Origin of the sequence: Pedobacter terrestris, assembly GCF_052343045.1 — a bacterium.
Classification (GTDB): domain Bacteria; phylum Bacteroidota; class Bacteroidia; order Sphingobacteriales; family Sphingobacteriaceae; genus Pedobacter.
On record NZ_CP180264.1, the window covers coordinates 3,499,571 to 3,517,787 of the forward strand.

Sequence of the window (18,217 nt, forward strand, 5' to 3'; positions counted from 1 at the left end):
TTTTCATTAGGTTAATCCGTATTAAGCTATAGATTTCTGAGTGTCAATACGCGAAAAAAGCTATCTTGCGGATATGAACTTTCTTTCCCATTTTTATTTCGATAGATTAACGACCGATCCTAATATTGTTATGGGAACGGTTTTACCAGATCTAATTAAGAATGCCGTTAAAAGTGCAAACCTGTATCCGCAAAAAAATGAATTCCTTTTTTTAGCCGATGAAAATCAGTCTTTTTTGCTTAAGGGATGGAAAAGACATTTAGAGGTAGATTTATATTTTCACTCATCAGACTTTTTCTTAGAGAAAACTACCGCGTTAAAAACCTTGATCAAACCCGTTGTAGAAGACACCTCCGTACGGCCGTCTTTTTTGGCGCATATTGGTTTAGAATTACTTCTGGATCACTTACTTATTGAGCACAACTTAGTCCAGGTTCATGAGTTTTACGCGCATTTAAAAAACGTTGATCCATCTGATTTAAGAACTTTTTTAGATCGCTGCGGAATGGTTGAAAGTCAGGTTTTCTTTAATTTTTTGGAGAATTTTATCAGCAGCAAATATTTACTGAGCTACCAAAAATTGGAAAATGTTAGTTATGCACTTAACCGAATCTGCATGCGTTTATGGCCAGAAACGCTTAGCGAGTTGCAACTGCAGAAATTAACCTTCCAACTGGCTATTTTCAAAGAAGTTCTGGAAAAAGATTTTATGAAAATTTTCGGTGAAATTTCAATTAAACTAGATTAGTTAACATAAATGCATTACGAATCAACTTCTATCCATGTAAATTTAACATACAATATTAACTTCGCATGGATGAAGGTCAGAAGAGCAGAACTAAGGGTTAACGCTGCAGTGAAAAGAGGTACATCTGTTACAATGATGGATCACTTTAGTTAGGCAAAACTACGCTGGCGCTAAATGTAAGTTAAACAGCGTTCTGCTCCATCATTATCAAAAGGATTTCACATGGACTGAGAAGATATCAAACCACAAAAAAAGTTGTGGTGTATTCTGGTACAGACAACTTTCCGATGGCAAATGAGGTTACCGCCATACCTTTAGTAAATCTTATAACCGATTGTTTTTAAAAAAGAAACTTACCAGACACTCCAATTTTAGAGTCTAAAAAGATTAGACATTCAACTTCTTCAACATAAATATTAATCACTTTCCTTTTTTATCTTTGTGCCATGCCCAAAATTGCAATACAAGAGGAAATGGAGAACCTGGTTTCTGAGCTAAACCAGCACAACTACAATTATTATGTGCTGGCAATGCCAACCATTGGTGACTATGAATTTGATAAAAAACTTAAAAAGCTAACGGAGCTGGAAAAAGCAAATCCAGAGTTTGCTGATCCAAACTCGCCAACACAACGCGTAGGCGGAGACATTACCAAAAACTTTATCACCGTAAATCACAAATATCCGATGCTCTCTTTAGGAAATACCTATAATGAGCAAGATTTGCGCGATTTTGATGAACGTATCCGCAAAGCAATTGGCGATAAGTTTGAATACGTCTGCGAACTTAAATTTGATGGTTTATCCATCAGCCTTACGTACGAAAATGGGAAACTTCTACGTGCAGTTACCCGTGGCGATGGAAGCAAAGGCGATGATGTAACCAGTAATGTAAAAACCATACACACCATTCCGCATCAGATTAAAGCAAGTGATGCACCAGAACATTTTGAAATCCGAGGAGAAATTTTTATGCATAAAGCCGCATTTCTGCGTCTAAATGCATCCAGGGAAGAGCTTGGCGAAATCCCTTATGCCAATCCACGGAATTTTGCTTCTGGAACAATAAAAATGCAAGACAGTAAAGAAGTGGCAAAACGCCCTTTGGATGGTTTTATTTATTTTCTATACACCGATAAAAACGAGTATAAAAGCCACTGGGAAAGTTTGCAAGCAGTAAAAAATTGGGGCTTTCACGTTTGTGAACATACTAAACTTGCCAACAATATAGATGTTGTTCTGGATTTTATCCATCAATGGGAAGAAAATCGCTTTAAACTTAGTTATGATATTGATGGAATTGTAATTAAAGTGAATAGTTATGCACAGCAACAGGAATTGGGTTTTACTGCCAAATCTCCGCGCTGGGCAATTTCTTATAAATACAAAGCCGCCGAAGTTCAAACTGTTTTGGAAAAGGTAACGTATCAGGTTGGAAGAACCGGAGCAGTAACACCTGTGGCAAACCTAAAACCTGTTTTACTTGCAGGCACAACCGTAAAACGGGCAACTTTGCACAATGCAAATGAAATTGAACGATTGGATTTGCATGAAGGTGATACCGTATTTGTGGAAAAAGGGGGCGAAATTATTCCAAAAATTATAAAGGTAAACCTGGATGAACGCAAAACTGGATCATCAAAAATTCATTATCTGAGTCATTGTCCAGAGTGCGGAACCGAATTGATTAGAAAAGAAGGCGAAGCGGTACATTATTGTCCGAATGATGAAGGCTGCCCGCCACAAATTGTGGGGAAAATCCAGCATTTCATTTCGAGAAAAGCCATGAATATTGATGGCTTGGGCGATGAAACCATAGAAACATTTTACCGCAATCAGCTTGTCAATCACATCAGTGATTTGTATACGTTGAAAGAAAAATCCGATGAGCTGAAAAACATCGAACGTTTCGGGCAAAAGTCTATAGACAATATGCTTGCTGGGATAGAAAGATCAAAAGAAATGCCTTTTGAAAAAGTTTTATTTGGTTTAGGTATCCGTTATGTTGGCGAAACAGTTGCCAAAAAACTCGCTGCTGCTGTTAAAAATATAGAGGTTTTAAGCAAATCAACTATAGAACAACTTATCGCCATTGACGAGATTGGACAACGTATTGCAGAGAGTATTGTTGAATATTTTTCAAAAAAAGAGCATTTAGACCAGATAGATTTGCTAAAATCTGCTGGATTATGCTTTGAAATTGAAGAAAAGATAATTGAACTGGCTAGTGAGCACTTAATTGGAAAAACATTCGTAATTTCGGGAGTTTTTGAAAACTACACCCGTGATGAGTTAAAAGACATCATTGAGGCAAATGGCGGCAAGATACTGAGTGGCATTTCTGGTAAACTAAATTTCCTGGTAGCCGGAGACAATATGGGGCCTTCAAAACTGGAGAAAGCAACCAAACTGAACATCCCGATAATCAGCGATGCCGAGCTTTTAGAAATGGTGAAATAAATGAAAGATAAATTTTATTAGCGTGTATACCAGCTAAACCTGCTATCTATTAAGCGCTATTAAAATTCAATAATTATAATTAAAAAATGAACAAATTTCAGGGTACTGGTGTGGCATTGGTTACACCTTTTAACACAGATGGATCTGTTGATTACGATGGTTTAAAAAACCTCGTTAATCATTTGATCGACGGAGGGATAGATTACCTCGTCTCCTTAGGTACAACCGGCGAAACCGCTACAATGACTAAGGACGAGAAGAAGAAGGTGTGGGCATATACCGCTGAAATTAATGACAATAGATTACCACTTGTAGCCGGCATTGGTGGAAACGATACACTTTCTGTTGCAAATGAAATTAAATCTTTTGATGCGCAAGGATACAGTGCAATTCTTTCTGTAAGCCCTTATTACAATAAACCAACTCAGGAAGGAATTTATCAGCATTATAAATATTTGGCTGAAGTTTCTCCTTTAGATTTGATTTTATACAACGTACCTGGCCGTACAATGAGCAACATGACGCCGGAAACAACTTGCAGATTGGCGCATGACTTCAAAAATATTATTGCCACAAAAGAAGCTTCAGGTAGTTTCGATCAGTTTAATCAGATTATGAGAGATAAACCGGAAGACTTTTTACTCCTTTCTGGTGATGATCCGATAACGCTCCCAATGGTTGCATTAGGAGCTTCAGGTATTATTTCTGTTGTTGCAAATGCATTGCCTAGAGTTTTTTCTGATATGGTTAGGCAATGTTTGGCTGGCGATTTTGCTGGCGCTTTACCTGCTCATCTTGGTTTAATTGAATTTACCAGATTGGCATTTGCCGAAGGTAACCCTGCTGGAATTAAAGCCGCCCTTAAACATATAGGCATTTGTGGTGATACGGTTCGTTTGCCATTAATTAAAGCTTCGGCAGGTTTGAAACAGGCTATTATAAAGGAGATTGACAAGATTGGGCAACCGGTCGCACAAACTAAATAAACTTTCTTTTCTTAAAATCAGTTAACAAAAAAGCAGATCACTTCATGTAATCTGCTTTTTTGTTGACTGAGAGATTGGTTTTGCAAAAGCCGCGCAAGCAGTCCGGGGCTTTAAATTCATTCAGAAACTTCTAATATCCTTTGGCTGCCTGAGCAGCTTTAAGGTTTACATTTCGATCTACAGCAGTTTGCGGATATGGCATTAGCATAAAAATTGGTTGCCAAACACGTGTCTGCACCACGCCATTAGTGATGTCATAGGTGGTTTTCATCACAGTTTGGCCGATTGACCAGCGACGGATATCAGAGTACCGCTGACCTTCTCCAGCAAGCTCAATTCTTCGTTCGTTGCGAATCAACTCCCGAAGCTGAGATTGAGAAGCGAATGTGGTTCTGTTCACTGCTGGCATTCCAGCTCGATCCCTGATATCATCAATTGCATTATAAACCGTAGCATCCGGACCACTGAGTTCATTTTTAGCTTCCGCATAACTCAAAAGAATTTCAGCATAACGAATAATGGGAAAATCCTGAGCGCCATCCCACTCGTTCTGCGCGCTTTCAGGCGCTGGATCTACGAGCTTTTTAAAGTTATAGCCGGTAACGCTATTATTGCCCCCGCCTTTCCCCCAGGCGAACCGGTATCCCGAACCAATCCTTTGCCAGGTAACCTGAGGAAATAATATTGATGCATATAATCGTGTATCCCGATTTTTAAATTCATTTGCATAAGCAGCGTTTGGCGTGCCATTGTTATAATAGGCAGCACGTTGGGCAGCGCTGGGTGGTGTGAACAAATTGCCGTTTCTATCCCAGTAGGCATTCACCAACTCTTGGGTAGGCGTAATGGAACTCCACCCCCCTAAATCACTCGGGGGAAGTAAGGTGCGTAACCCGTTGCCATAAACGTATGAAGAATTGGAAATATTCTGTGAGGCCAAGACAATTTCCTTACTCGCCGCTTCATTTGCTGCCCAAAACTGCTGTTCATAACTTGCAAGACCTTTATAAAATTTTTCCTTTTCAACATCATTTGCAAAATTTACATATGCCGAGAAATCATCAATCAGATCCTCAGAAGACAATGTGCTTTTACGAAACAATTGATAACCCATTGCCATCACTTTTTGCGCACTTACCACTGCATCCTGATATTTTTTATATTGAAGTTGAATGCGAACAAGAAAGGACCAGGCTGCTCCAGCTGAAATTCTTCCGTCCTGAACAATGTTAGCATTCAAATCTGGAATAGCATTTTGTATTTCTGAAATAGCGAAGTCAATCACCTCTGATTCTGCAGTAGGCGAAACAGCCGTTTCGGATGGATCAATATAACTATTTTTCAATAGCGGAACCGCACCGAAAGTTCGGGCCAAATCATAGTAGGTTATCGCGCGTAAAACTTTGGCCTCAGCAACATATCTGCGCATTACTTCTGGCGACAATGGTGCTTTAGCCACATTATCTAAAAAATAATTATATCTGCGGATATAGGTGTATCTACTTCCGTAACCTTGATCAATAGTGGCATTGATATTCCCGGCAGAAACCGATGGAGAATTACTTTCCCAAGAGTATTGTGCGTAAGCGTTGTCTGTAGAAGCGTCTTCATAAGCGTTGTTAAAGGCATTTGACAAATAGCCATAACATCCGTTTAGTGCCAATTTTGCATCGTTGGCACTTGTCCAAAATGAATTGCTGGACAACTGGTCCTGCGGAACATAGTCTAAAGAAGATTTTTTGCACCCTGCTGCAATTACCGATAACAGGGTTATGATGTGTATTATTCTTTTCATGGATTAAAAAGTTAAGTTTACGCCCAATGAGTAGGATTTTAAGGCTGGATAAGTAGCGCGTGAGGATGCAGACTCCGGATCAAAATCTTTAAGTCTTTTATCGTCTCTGAAAGTTAAAGGATTGTTGCTGGAGAGATAAAACCTTAACTGAGCGATCTTAAGTTTGTTCAAAACAGATTTAGGCACGGTATAACCAAGCGTTAAACTTTTGATCCGAAAATAATCTGCATTAAATAACCAGAAATCCGATAAGACCAAATTATGCGCATTATCAGCAGAATTAAGTACCCGGGGATAAGTTGCATTCGCATCTGGATTGGTTGCCGTCCATCTATCTAATACAAAACCCTTCGCACCAGCACCATTAAAAAATGCTTGTGAAGCTTCATTTTCAAGATAAACTTTTACTCCGTTTACACCCTGTCCAATAACAGAAAAATCAAAGTTTTTGTAGTTTGCCGTAAAATTTAATCCATAAATGAAATAAGGCACATCGTTCCCGGCAATAATTCGATCCTCGCCATCTATCTTGCCATCGCCGTTTTGATCTACGTATTTAATGTCGCCGGCTTTTGTTGCATTGGATTGAAAGGCGCTCTTGGCAACCTCATCGTTTGATGTGAAAAGACCATCTGATTGATACATATAAAATGAACCAATTGCCTCGCCTACCCGATTGATATAATAGCCACTTGCCGGCGTTTCTGTTAAACCACCAAGCTCAGCAACTTTATTCCAGACTTTACTTACATTACCAGCAATGGAATACCTGAAATCATTAATTTTTCCGCTGTAAGAAAGTGAAAGCTCAAAACCAGAATTTTTAACCTGACCTATATTTCTTGAGGGCGCCTGCGTATCGGTTAGGCCGGCTTCAGAAGGTACGCTGGTATCTGTAAGCAAAATGTCTTTTGTCATTTTTGTAAATACGTCCAGCTGGATATTAAAAGCTTTAAATAGTGTTGCATCTAAGCCGGCATTGTACATATCTACTTTTTCCCAGGTCAACAAATTGTTGGCCAACTTTCCCGGATACACACCGTATTGCTGACTTTGATCGAGAATGACTGTTGTACCTGAGGTAAGTCCATCATAGAAATCATAATTTCCAACATTGTTTGTATTGCCAAGTTTTCCATATGAAATCCGAACCTTTAATTCATTTACCGCATTCAAATCTTTCATAAAGTCTTCCTGAGACAAACGCCAGGCAGCAGAAGCCGCCGGATAAAAACCATTTCGATGACCTGGAGCAAATTGCGAGGAAGCATCCTGACGCAGACTTATCTCGATTAAGTACCGGTCATTATAAGCATAATTTAACCTTCCAAACACAGATTGAAATGCCCGTTGCTGTATTGCCCCAGTGGAAGTCGTATTTTCAGGAAGTGTTGAACCGCCATTGATTGCATTCAGATCATTATTAACAAAATCTTTCCGAATCACCTGAATGACCCGGTCGTTATAATTCTCATAACTTACACCACCTAACATTTTAAAATAATGTTTATTTATGGCATGCTCATAACTTGCAGTTGCCTGAGCGAGCAGTCTACTGGTATTTTGCCAGTTTTCAGTAAGTTGATTGACGTTCACTGCGGTACTTGTGATTGGGGCACCGGTAAAGAAATTATTAATTGGATCCATGCGGTTAATAAAAGCGCTGTTTACCAGATTGTAGAAATTATAAGAGAACATTCCACCAATTTCAAGGCCTTTCAAAGGCGTATAGGTTCCATTTAAATTTCCAATAAAGCGATTTGTATTGTAGCTGTTTCTTCCTCCTTCCGCTAGTTGACGCAAAGTATTGTCTCTTGCTAAAGTGGCATCAATCAATCCTCCATTTACACTTCCCCACGCTCCGTTACTCTGCCTTGCAACAAGTAATGGAGTTTCCCTAGATAAGGTAGTAAAGTTGATCGCTCCATTTTCATTATCGAAACCATCACGAATGAAAGACAAATTACTACTTACTTTAAGTCTCTCAGAAATCTGAGTCTCCGTATTGGCACGCACAGAATACCTTTTCAGATCTTTACCGGGTATAAGAGAATTTTGTGTGAAATAAGCGCCTCCCAAATAATATTTAGTTTTTTCTCCTCCTGAAATATTGAGTTGGTGTTCCATCATTGGAGCGTTTTCCCTCAAGGTTAATGCAAACCAGTCGTTATCAGGATAATTATCCGGGTCTGTCTGGTTGATGATTTTCTCCATTGCACTGGCAGAGTATGCGGGTGACCTGCCTGCATTTGTATTGGCCTCGTTTCGCAAGGTTGCGTAATCATAAGCGCCAACAAAATCCGGAAGATAGGTTGCAGATTGTGTAGCATAATATGCATTATAACTAATTTTCATTGCGCCGCCACCACGTTTTGTGGTTACCAAAATAACACCATATGCCGCACGAGATCCATAGATGGAAGATGCGGATGCATCTTTTAGTATGGATATATTTTCTACATCGTTACTATTAATCCGGGCAAAATCTCCTGCCGGAACGATAACGCCATCTACAACATATAATGGTTCTGAAGCCCCAAGATTTCCACGACCCCGAATGTTAATAGAGCCAAGATCAGCACCCACGTCACCCGGACTCGATTTAACAGCCATTCCGGGTACAGCACCTTGAAGTGCGTTTGTTAGGGAGGTTACCGGACGGTTGACCAGATTCTTGGTATTAACAGTATTTACTGCACCAGACAGGTTTACCTTTTTTTGTGTTCCATAACCCACAACAACTACATCATTTAAGTTATTATTTGGTGAGTCATTCATTGTAACTGAAAGCTGACTTCTACCTGCTAAAGCAATTTCCTGAGACTGATAACCAATAAATGTAAAAACAAGTATTGCCTGTCCGGAGGCTTTCAAGCTGAACCCACCGGAGTTGTCTGTACTGATACCTGAGTTACTTCCTTTGACTTTGACGCTTACGCCTGGCAATGGCTGCCCTGAACTATCTTTGACTGTTCCGCTAATTACCAATTGGGCATAGCCGGCCAGGGATAGAATGGCAAAGACAACGGTTAACAGTGCCTTCCTTCTGTAAATTTCTCGCATAATTAGTTTTGTTTAGATTTTTGCTAATCATAAAACTAAAAAACTTCACTTCAAAGACACCGTAAATCACTGATAAACAACACGCAAACGTTTGTTTTATCCTACCAAATCAATCCCCCGATCATTGAATACTGCTTGAACCATGATCTTAACTTGCAAATGTTTATAAATCTGTTCAGAATTTCTGCCAGGCGGGAAAATAAATTGAATTTCTTAGATTATTATAGAGAAAAATTCTATCTGGCCAGTTAAATTCAGGAGAAAAAGTATAGGAGAGGATGCTATTAGGGAGCTCAGCAACCAAATGATGAAAAACTTAATCAAACGATTGCGTGAGAAAAAATTAACATTGGCTTAATCCGCTTAGCACGAATATGCCCTTAAAAGAAAGGATGTTGTCGAATGAATGGAAAGAAAACTGATCTAAGCAGAAACGGCCAATGGAGCGTAATCCAATGGCCGTTTACATAAATATCGTGGTTCTTTTAAGCTTTATTTTTTGTGTCCTGAACTTCCAAACGAATGGCTTGAGCAAGGTTTTTTAAATCCTGCATTCCTTTACGGATTCTGGTTCCAGCTGCACTGTTACCTTTGTTATAAAACTTGTCTGCATCAGCTTCTAAAGCCGCCACTAAACTTTTTACTTCTTCGAATTTTTTCATTTTGAGTACTCCTATAATTTTTTTGAGGTTGGGGTTTTTTATTATCTCACTCTAATTTAGAGGGTTTACTTCATAAAAAAAACTTTTGAAGCAATAAAAAACAGCCTCAAAAGTGGTTTTTTTCCACATTTACTATTTTTTATACATTAAATGCTTGATAATAAAAGACAAAAAACTGATTATCAATATATTACAAACATAACTAAAACAAAAAAGGCCTCCTAAATCAATTTAGGAGGCCTTTTAAATATATTAAAATTTACGCTTGCGCAAATTGGTTCTCTTGATAGTAGCCATTAGATAGTTTCTCAGAAACTTCGCTAAATGCATCCAAAGTACGTTGAACATCTTCAAGTGTATGTACTGCAGTTGGGATCAAGCGCAATTCAATCATGCCTTTCGGAATTACAGGATATACAACAATTGAGCAAAAAATTGCATAATTTTCGCGCAAATCATAGGTAAGCGCCGTAGCATCAGTCAATTCGCCTTTAAGAAAAACCGGGGTAACAACAGAATCGGTTACACCCAAATCAAATCCGCGTTCGCGCAGACCTTTTTGCAGCGTCATTGCAATTTCCCAAAGTTTATCTTTTAATTCAGGTTTGGTTCTTAACAATTCCAGACGTTTTAAAAGACCAATTACCATCGGCATTGGAAGTGCTTTGGCAAAAGTTTGTGAACGCATATTGTAGCGTAAGAAGTTCACAATTTCTTGAGTTGAGGCTACAAAAGCTCCAATTCCGGCCATTGATTTTGCAAAAGTACCGAAGTATACATCAATGCCTTCAATACAATCCTGTGCTTCATGCGTTCCTGCACCAGTTTTTCCCATAGTACCGAAACCATGTGCATCATCAACCAAAATTCTAAATTCAAAATCCTTTTTAAGGTCAACAATTTCTTTTAGTTTACCTTGGGCACCACTCATACCAAATACACCTTCGGTAATTAATAGAATACCACCGCCAGATTCTTTGGTCAATTTAGTAGCACGTTCCAATTGCTTACGTGCACTTTCAATATCATTATGTTTATACACAAAACGTTTACCCAAATGAAGGCGTAAACCGTCGATAATACAGGCATGAGATTCTGCATCATATACAATAACATCGTTACGGTCTACAAGTGAATCTATGATGGAAACCATACCCTGATATCCATAGTTCAATAAAAAAGCATCGGGTTTACCTACAAATTCGGCAAGTTCCTGTTCAAGTTGCTCGTGGTATTTAGAATTTCCACTCATCATTCTGGCGCCCATTGGGTAAGCCATACCAAATTGCGCTGCAGCTTCTTCATCTGCTTTTCTAACCTCAGGATGGTTTGCTAATCCTAAATAATTATTCAAGCTCCAAACCAAATGCTCTTTTCCACGAAATTGCATATGCGGAGCAATTTCTCCTTCTAATCTTGGAAATGAGAAATACCCGTGAGACCATTTCTGGTGCTGACCAAGCGGTCCCATGTGCTTTGCTATCTTATCAAATATATCCAATGTAATATGTATTTATTGTACTTTAAATTTTGCGAATTTACGGTTTATTCCACTTAAAATCAACTTGATCTATCTCTTAACGATTAATTTAAAACTTTTTAACGCTCTAATTTGATGCCAAAAAAGCCCCGATGGTCATTCGGGGCTTCAATAAACTTGTTATGATTGGTTAATCAACATTATCATGTAAAAAGGAGTTGTTCGGTCTGATTTCGGTTCCACCGTCCTGATCATTACTTAAAGTAAAACGGCTAACCTGAGATTCAGACGAATGCTGCACTTGTTGCAGTTGCATTTGCTTACGTTTATAAGCAGGTTCACTTTCTAATTCTTGCAATCCATTTGTGGTACGCAATTTCATGCTTAAATCTTTCAAACGCAAAATACGTTCTTTTGATTTACGCAACTGCTCTTCCATAGATTCGTCGTTCTTATCATCGTCCAAACCTACAACAGGCATTTCTGGCTCAGGCTCAGGAACTGGTGTATTGGCAATTGGTGTTTCGAACACGAAATTAGGTTCTGCTAGTTTCACCTCAAACTCAAAACCGCTTTCCATTGGTGTTTCGTTATGTGGTGGTTCTTCTTCAATTAAAGTATGACGCACAATATTAGATTCTGCATCTGGAGTAGATTTTTGTTGCTCTGTTGAGCGGTTAAACATCCCACCAAATAAATCTGCCTGCGGTACTTCTTCCTTCGCTTTCATTACCGGTTCATAAGATGGAACTGGTTGTTTTGGCTGAATAAAGGAATTTACGGGTTCTACCGGACGAACCAGGGGCGCTTCTTCTGGTGTAAGTAAAGAGATCTTTTTCTTGTTTTTCTCTTCATTTACTCTTTGCTCCGATGTTTGAAAACCTGTTGCAATTATCGTAACGGAAAGATTATCGCCCAATGTTTCATCGGTACAATTACCCCAGATTAAATCTGCAGATAAACCTGCTTTTTCCTGAATGTAATCGGTAATGATAGACACTTCATCCATCGTAACTTCTCTCAATCCAGAGCTGATGTTTAATAAAATATAACGTGCGCCTTCGATTTCGTTATCTTTCAACAAAGGAGATGCCAACGCACCTTCAACCGCCTGTAAAGCGCGATCTTCACCTTCTGATGAATGGCTACCCATAATGGCTACACCGCTGTCTTTCATTACAGTGCGTACATCTTTAAAATCAACGTTGATATAACCAGGTACTGTAATGATCTCTGCAATTCCTTTTGCTGCTGTGGTTAAAATATCATCAGCCTGCCCAAAAGCGGAGCCTAAAGTTAAGTTGCCGAAAATTTCGCGAAGACGGTCATTAGAAATAACTAGGTAAGAATCTACATATTTCTTCAATTCTTCCATACCTTCTTCTGCCTGAAGTCTACGTCTTTTGCCTTCGAAAGAAAATGGAGTAGTAATTATGGCAACAGTTAAAATGTCTAATTCTTTTGCTGCTTTTGCAATAATTGGACTGGCGCCTGTACCAGTGCCACCACCCATTCCGGCAGTAATGAACAACATTTTTGTTGTGCTGCCCAACATAGATTTAATATCGTCGATATTTTCTATTGCTGAGTTTTTGCCAACTTCAGGAATTGAACCAGCACCCATTCCTTCAGTTAAACTAGCCCCTAATTGTACCTTATTTGGTATCGGACTGCTTTCTAAAGCCTGAGCATCTGTATTACAAATAATAAAATCCACACCTGTGATTCCCGACAGGTACATATGGTTCACTGCGTTGCCGCCACCGCCTCCAACACCAATTACCTTGATGATTGAAGACTTATCTTTTAACATTTCGAACTGCATAATCTTATGAATCAGTTGTTTAAAAATTTTTAATTCCTGTTCATTACTCCACGTAATATTAACACTTTTTCAACAGAGGTTTTCCACAAGTGTTAAGAATGTGGAAAACTACTGTTTTGTTGAAAAATATCTAGCTCTTCAGGTAATCTTCATCGCTTACATTCATATCGTCCTGAATGAATGTTCTCGTTTTTGCCAGTAATTTATCGAACAATCCTGAACCGCGTTTTTCCTTTTCTTTTGGTGCTTTTGATTTGTCTACAAACACGCCAGGTTGTTTCAGTTCTTCAATTAACTCTTCCGCCTTTTGGATTCCTTTAATCAACAAACCTACACTGGTTGCATACATAGGGCTTTTAAGATCATCATAAATGGTTTTCGGCATCTCCTCATATTTCGAAAGATGCTCGTTCGGGTAGCCGATACGGCAATCCAATCCGGTTACATATTCTACGAGCTGGCTGAGGTGTTTCAACATTGCTCCACCGCCGGTAATTACGATACCACCAATTAATTTTTTCTCGTATCCGGATGATTTTATCTCATAGTAAACATGCTCGATAATTTCCTCCATACGTGCCTGAATTACATAAGCCAGGTTTTTGACAGAAATTTCTTTCGGCTCGCGACCACGCAATCCCGGAACGCAAATGATTTCATTTTCTTTATTTTCTTCTGCCAACGCAGAACCGAAACGCGTTTTTAACAATTCGGCCTGGTTACGCATTACTGAACAGCCTTCGCGAATGTCTTCAGTTACACTATTTCCACCGAAAGGAATCACCGCCGTATGGCGAATAATACCTTCATGGAAAATGGCAATATCTGTTGTACCACCACCAATATCAACCAAAGCAATACCTGCTTCTTTTTCTTCATCGCTCAACACCGATTCAGAAGAAGCTAATGGCTCAAGAATTAAATCCTGAGTTTGTAAACCTGCATTGTTTACGCACTTCATAATGTTCTTTACCGCAGTTACCTGACCAGAAATAATGTGGAAGTTGGCTTCCAAGCGTACGCCAGCCATACCGATAGGGTCTTTAATTCCCGGTTCATTATCTATGGTAAATTCTTGTGGCAGAACATGAATAATTTCTTCTCCTGGTGGCATTACCAGTTTAAACATATCATCAATTAATTTATCGATGTCTTTCTTACCAATTTCATTATTCAACTCACGGCGCGTTAAAATACCCCGATGCTGCAAACTTTTTATATGTTGACCGGCAATACCCACATTCACCACCTGTATTTCTACGTTGGATTGTCCGCTTGCCACCTCAACCGCCTGGGCAATACCCTGCACGGTTTTTTGAATGTTAGAAACCACACCACGTGTCACTCCCGCCGATTCTGCCTTCCCGATTCCTAAAATTTCAATTTTTCCATGTTGCGTCCTGCGACCGACAATAACACAGATTTTTGTAGTACCGATATCTAGACCGACTACAATTGGCGACTGACTGGTAAATTTTGCCTTGTCCATATTCGTTAATGTTGTTGAGTTATATATATTGTTTCTCTGGGTATCTATTTATTTCTTTTCTCGGTTTTCGCTGCTCCGGCATTTGCCTGCACCGGTTTACTTTCCGGTTTCTTTACGTCAGGCTTGACCGGTTCTTTTTTTTTTGGAACGGTACTGGCCTTCTGCGTTTTTAGTGCTTCGCCAATAACATCCCTGATTAGCGAGTCTGCTACTTTTTGTTGCGTCCGGATACTATCGGTAGGCGAGGCCGGTTTCGGTTTTGCTGATTTACCTGTAGAATCACGCTTTTCGCAAACAACTTGATTGCTGTATTTTATACTAATGGTTTTATACCTTCTGGCAATTACTTCTGGTATAGCTCTTTTGTAAAAAACTTTAAGGTTGCGCATTTTCACATCAAGTGAATCTGCATTTCCCAGGATTATGGTTTCATCACCTACGCGTGGAATTAAAAGCATATCGTTTTTTTCATTTACGGCAATCTGCTCAATCTGGTTATCCCAAAGCGTATCACGTTTGATATATTGTGCCGTTTTAAACAAATCTCTGGCCAATTGTGTGTGTAAAGTATCTACACGACTGCCAAAAACTTCGGTTATATTTCCGGTGGCAACCAAAACATTTGCTGTAAAATTTGACGATATCGGCATTTTTAATCCTTTATCATCGATGTAAAAATCTTGTCCGCCGGCATTTAAAATCCTTAATATCGGTTCACGCTGCATAATCTCTATACTCAATACGCCATCCATGTCCATAAATACCTTCGCAAAGGCGATGTAAGGGTTGGCCTTTAGCTTTTCCTCTATTTTATGGATGTTGATTTGTTCCAGATTTCTGCCTAATAAAACACCCTGATCTGCTCTAAGAATAGCGTCTACTTCTTCGCGTTCTATAAAATTATCTGCACCCGGTATAATAATTTTGATATCACTACACGTTACCGCGCGTTTTTTTACGTTGATAAAACTAAAAAGCGTTACTACGCCTGCCAGGGAAATTGCCCAGGCAAAACAAGTAAGTATCACTTTCCAATTTATCCGTTTAAGCATAATTCAGTATTTCTTTAAGTGGATCAATCAACGTATCGATATCTCCGGCTCCAACTGTTAAAATTAATTCGGGTTTAGCTTGTGCAACGTATTGAAGCACAAAATCTTTTCCACATACTTTTTTATTTTGTGATGTTATTTTTTCGAGTAAAAACGTCGAATCTACACCTTCTATAGGCAATTCTCTGGCTGGATAAATATCCAGCAAAAGCAATTCATCAGCTGTGCTTAAAACTTTTGCAAAATCATCTGCAAAATCCCGCGTGCGTGTAAATAGATGTGGTTGAAAAATAACTGTTAATTTCTTTTCAGGATATAACATCCTTACGGCATCGAAACAAGCCCTAAGTTCTTCAGGATGATGGGCATAATCATCAATATATACTTGTTTTCCGTTGTCTACAATATATTCAAAACGACGTTTTACACCTTTGAAACGCCCTACAGCCTGTTTAATTTTTTCGGCATCTATCCCTAACTTAAATGCAATAGCAATGGCCACAGTTGTATTCTCCACATTATGTAAACCCGGCAGCATTAACGGAATATCATTTAACGAATGTTCAGCATCTTTATAATCGAAAACAAACTTTGCTCCTTCTACACGCACATTTGAGGCTTGTGCTGTTGCGGTATTATTTGCGGCATAACTAATGTAATTGGAAAGCGGCAAACCGTCATGTGCAAACAACTGTCCGTTTTCTTTAAGCTGACTTGCGAATAAATGGAAAGATTCTTCTAAGTGGGATTTATCGCCATAAATGTCCAGATGATCTGCATCCATCGACGTAACTGCTGCAATGTCTGGATGCAACTTTAGAAACGACCGGTCGTATTCATCTGCCTCTACCACGACAACATTATTTGATCCGAAGAGCACGTTACTATTATAGTTTGAGGTGATGCCGCCTAAAAAAGCAGTGCAATCATAACCGGTATCTTTTAGGATATGTGCCACAATTGAAGACGTAGTTGTTTTTCCATGCGTTCCTGCAATAGCAATACAAAACATTCCTTTACTGATAATCCCCAATACTTCTGAACGTTTTTTCAGACTGAAACCACCACTTTTAAAATGATTTAAAATTGTAGAATCTTTAGGGATTGCCGGCGTATATACAACCAATGTATGTTTATCCTGATGAGCAAATTCTTGAGGAACTGCAGACAACTCATCCTGGTAAGTTACGGCAATGCCTTCTGCTTCTAAGGCGCTGGTCAGTTTAGTTTTAGTTTTATCGTAACCCGAAACCGATTGACCGCGTTTGGCAAAATAACGTGCAAGCGCACTCATACCGATACCACCGATACCCACGAAATACACTTTTGTTATTTTACTTAATTCCATTTCTTTAAATTAAATGCAGAAAGACTAAAGCTTAAAGCAGTCTTTCTACAGTCTTGTTATATTTTATTTTGTTGCTAATGTTGCTTTTACCACGCGTAGCATTTTGTTCTTGCTTTGGTTTTTCAACTATAGTCTATAATCTTATTCAATCAACTTTAATACTTCTCCGGCTATAATTTCATCAGCTTGCGGCAATGCCATTTTCGCCAGGTTTTCACTAAGTTGTACAGATTGCTTTTCATCCTCTAACAACAACAAAGCTTCTTTAACCAAGGTATCTTCTGCAGCACGATCTGTGATCAGTATCGCTGCTCCATTTTTTACCAATGCCATTGCATTTTTAGTTTGATGATCTTCCGCTACATTTGGCGAAGGCACCAAAATCACCGGTTTTTTAATTAAACAAAGTTCTGCGATTGTACCCGCTCCTGCTCTGCTGATGATAACATCTGCTGCTGCGTAAGCCAGATCCATTTTATTTAAAAACTCCAGTATGCGCACATTCGGATGGTAATTCATGCCCAATCTTTCTATAATTCCTTTATAATAGAATTTACCTGTTTGCCAAATTACCTGAACATCATTCGCGATAAGCTCACCAATATGTTTTTCTATACTTTTATTCAATGTTCCGGCACCTAAACTTCCTCCGGTTACTAAAATGGTTTTCTTTAAAGGATCGAGCTTTAACAACTCAGCACCCGCATGGTGTTTACCTTTAATATCTACCACTTCTTTACGCACAGGATTTCCGGTTTTTAAAATAGCAGCTGCCGGAAAAAACTGTTCCATATCATCAAAAGCAACGCAAATTTTAGAAGCTTTTCTTCCCAGCCATTTGTTGGTTACACCGGCATAAGAGTTTTGCTCCTGAATTAAATACGGAATACCTTTTAACGATGCCGCATATAATAATGGCCCAGAAGCATAACCACCAACACCAACAACTGCATCTGGTTTAAATTCTTTAATAATTTGTAACGCCCTTCTAACACTGCCAATTACTTTGAAAGGAAGCGATAGGTTTTTAACAATAGAACCACGCTGCATTCCGGCGATATTAAGTCCGACAATTTTATAACCCGCAGCCGGAACTTTTTCCATTTCCATCCGGCCGTTTGCGCCCACAAACAAAATTTCACAAGCGGGCACCAAACGCTTTAGCGCATTGGCTATGGCTACGGCGGGAAATATATGCCCGCCGGTGCCACCACCTGATATGATAATTTTTGGGGAATTATTCATTTTACTTTAGTTTAAAGCTAAAAGACTAAAGTCTAAAGCTTCTTCTAGTGTTTAATTATTATTTC

Annotated in this window: 12 protein-coding genes; 3 read left to right on the forward strand and 9 right to left on the reverse strand. The window is 39.0% G+C overall.

Going from position 1 to position 18,217, the window contains the following annotated elements:
* Positions 1-73: 73 nt before the first annotated feature.
* The 3 genes from ACJVDH_RS14815 (at position 74) to dapA (ending at position 4,193) form a co-directional block, all read left to right on the forward strand.
* Positions 74-748 (forward strand): ACP phosphodiesterase, encoded by a 675-nt coding sequence (locus ACJVDH_RS14815; protein ID WP_443944180.1) that lies wholly within the window; start codon positions 74-76, stop codon positions 746-748.
* Between the two features lie 446 nt (positions 749-1,194).
* A complete protein-coding gene (ligA, locus tag ACJVDH_RS14820) occupies positions 1,195-3,207 on the forward strand; it encodes an NAD-dependent DNA ligase LigA (RefSeq protein ID WP_443944181.1) in 2,013 nt (670 codons plus the stop codon).
* Positions 3,208-3,293: 86 nt separating this feature from the next.
* Positions 3,294-4,193 carry a 4-hydroxy-tetrahydrodipicolinate synthase gene (gene dapA, locus ACJVDH_RS14825; protein ID WP_443944182.1) on the forward strand — a complete coding sequence of 300 codons (900 nt, stop codon included), beginning with the start codon at positions 3,294-3,296 and terminating at the stop codon, positions 4,191-4,193.
* A 130-nt stretch (positions 4,194-4,323) separates the two neighbouring features.
* On the opposite strand, the gene ACJVDH_RS14830 is transcribed toward dapA, so the two are convergent.
* From ACJVDH_RS14830 to murG, 9 genes are all read right to left on the reverse strand, one after another.
* Complete coding sequence (locus tag ACJVDH_RS14830; RefSeq protein WP_443944183.1) at positions 4,324-5,988, reverse strand: RagB/SusD family nutrient uptake outer membrane protein; 1,665 nt, start codon at positions 5,986-5,988, stop codon at positions 4,324-4,326.
* Between the two features lie 3 nt (positions 5,989-5,991).
* Positions 5,992-9,051, reverse strand: coding sequence for a SusC/RagA family TonB-linked outer membrane protein (locus ACJVDH_RS14835; protein ID WP_443944184.1), 3,060 nt, complete (start codon positions 9,049-9,051; stop codon positions 5,992-5,994).
* A gap of 485 nt (positions 9,052-9,536) precedes the next feature.
* Positions 9,537-9,713 carry a hypothetical protein gene (locus tag ACJVDH_RS14840; protein WP_056871440.1) on the reverse strand — a complete coding sequence of 59 codons (177 nt, stop codon included), beginning with the start codon at positions 9,711-9,713 and terminating at the stop codon, positions 9,537-9,539.
* A 259-nt stretch (positions 9,714-9,972) separates the two neighbouring features.
* Positions 9,973-11,214, reverse strand: coding sequence for an aminotransferase class I/II-fold pyridoxal phosphate-dependent enzyme (locus ACJVDH_RS14845; RefSeq protein ID WP_443944185.1), 1,242 nt, complete (start codon positions 11,212-11,214; stop codon positions 9,973-9,975).
* Between the two features lie 169 nt (positions 11,215-11,383).
* Positions 11,384-13,018 (reverse strand): cell division protein FtsZ, encoded by a 1,635-nt coding sequence (ftsZ, locus tag ACJVDH_RS14850; protein ID WP_443944186.1) that lies wholly within the window; start codon positions 13,016-13,018, stop codon positions 11,384-11,386.
* 130 nt (positions 13,019-13,148) lie between these two features.
* Positions 13,149-14,507 (reverse strand): cell division protein FtsA, encoded by a 1,359-nt coding sequence (gene ftsA, locus ACJVDH_RS14855; protein WP_443944187.1) that lies wholly within the window; start codon positions 14,505-14,507, stop codon positions 13,149-13,151.
* 44 nt (positions 14,508-14,551) lie between these two features.
* Positions 14,552-15,559 carry a cell division protein FtsQ/DivIB gene (locus tag ACJVDH_RS14860; RefSeq protein WP_443944188.1) on the reverse strand — a complete coding sequence of 336 codons (1,008 nt, stop codon included), beginning with the start codon at positions 15,557-15,559 and terminating at the stop codon, positions 14,552-14,554.
* Complete coding sequence (gene murC, locus ACJVDH_RS14865; protein WP_443944189.1) at positions 15,552-16,907, reverse strand: UDP-N-acetylmuramate--L-alanine ligase; 1,356 nt, start codon at positions 16,905-16,907, stop codon at positions 15,552-15,554. The genes ACJVDH_RS14860 and murC overlap by 8 nt, the downstream gene beginning before the upstream one ends.
* Before the next feature lie 141 nt (positions 16,908-17,048).
* Positions 17,049-18,152: an undecaprenyldiphospho-muramoylpentapeptide beta-N-acetylglucosaminyltransferase gene (gene murG, locus ACJVDH_RS14870; RefSeq protein ID WP_443944190.1), complete on the reverse strand. Its 1,104-nt coding sequence runs from the start codon at positions 18,150-18,152 to the stop codon at positions 17,049-17,051.
* Between the last annotated feature and the right edge of the window lie 65 nt (positions 18,153-18,217).